This window comes from Corallococcus sp. 4LFB, assembly GCF_046520365.1.
Classification (GTDB): Bacteria; Myxococcota; Myxococcia; order Myxococcales; family Myxococcaceae; genus Corallococcus; species Corallococcus caeni.
In genome coordinates this window covers 1-1,412 of the sequence record NZ_JBKGHJ010000981.1, presented here as the reverse complement: position 1 = coordinate 1,412, position 1,412 = coordinate 1, and the positions used below count along the sequence as shown (strand labels likewise).

Here is a 1,412-nt window from a genome sequence, read left to right as displayed (position 1 = left end):
GAGGAAGGGCAGCCAGACGCGCTTGCCCACCCGCACCTGGGACTCTTCCATCTTCTGCCGCAGCACCCATGTCCCGCCCAACCGCCGGACCAGCACGTCTCCCAGATAGGCTCCTAGCGCCGGTGCAGTGTGTCCATCGATGAGTTTCCGCTCGTACTTCTCGGGGAAGTCTTCCCTCCAGAAGAAGAAGTCGAGATCCGTGATGGACTCGGCCGTCTCGTCCATGAGGGAGGGCACCTTCGTGTGCAGCCCAGCCACGAGACCTTCGGACAGGTCTCCGTAGGATTCGAGGACGCGCTCCGGATTCGCCACGTCCGATGGAAGGGCGACCGGCAGCCACTCATCCGGCACAGGAGGCTGGAAGGCGTTGAACTCGGCAATCTTCCGTTGCCGCTCGCTGATGGCGAACTCGTCCAGCAGCAGAGAGAGGAACGGCGCCACGTCAGGGTGGAAGCGCGGCTCAACGGGCACAAGCGCTGCGCTGCGCTCCCGCAACTTGCGCAGCACGGTGTTGAAGTCGAGGTCCGGCCGCAGGTGGACGTGGGCTCGGGCCTGCACCACACGCGCCTCCTCACTAGCGAACTCGGCAGCAGTCGGCCATAGCACCACGAGGACGGAGCCGTTGGGTAGCTCCTCCACGAGGTGCGCTGGCGTCGAGAGCATCCGCTCTCTTCCCACTGATTCGACCAGCTTGGGACCAAAGACGTTCAGCCAGAACAGCTCATAGATCCTGTCGAACCCGTCCCGTTTCCATGCCGCATCGTCACGGCCGAATGCGGGAGAGTCCGCCAACTGCAAATCTGCCAAACCATGAGCTACCGAATGATGCGTAGGGTATCGAGAGGCCCAGGCACGCACCATAGCCACAAAATCGCGACAGGCCTCCGCCGCAGCAAAAAACTTGAGCGGCTGTATAGTGAGACTGACGCTCAGGTCGGACGCCCGCTGAGTGAGCCCGAGGTCGAGTGCCATCGAAACAGCAGGACTCTCCGCGCGAGACAGCCCAATGATTGAGCCATACTCATCGCGTCGCTCCTCTAGCGCGCGCAGCACAGCGTCTCGGGAGTATTTGCGTTTCCGATTGCCTTTGACAGTCGTCGGCATCCAACTGACGGAATGCCTCTCAAGGCCATCAAGGAAGGGAGCCACTTCGCGCTCCAATCCATCCTTCGGCTCGAAGGCCCCATCGAAGGTGAAGCGAAAACTATCTACCTTGCTCAGTTCATCCAGCCTCATTGAAACAACACCTCCACCCCCTCGATCCGCCTCTGCGTCCTGGTTACCGCATCGTTCAATATGGCGGGGTCGCTGGGCAGAAGTTTTCCTCCCTCGTACACAAGGCGCACTCTCTGAACCTTCGCCTGCTGTCGCAGTCCGTCCCGAACAATCTTCAACGTTCCACCGTAGTATTT

General features: G+C 60.9%; 2 protein-coding genes. Both read right to left on the bottom strand.

The genetic code is table 11. The features are described from left to right. On the bottom strand, positions 1-1,236 hold a 1,236-nt coding region (locus ACLEQD_RS43345; RefSeq protein WP_410391785.1), incomplete at its 3' end, for a hypothetical protein. Further along, positions 1,233-1,412, bottom strand: a 180-nt coding sequence (locus tag ACLEQD_RS43340) for a hypothetical protein (protein ID WP_410391784.1), incomplete at its 5' end; no start/stop codon positions are given. The genes ACLEQD_RS43345 and ACLEQD_RS43340, both read right to left, overlap by 4 nt.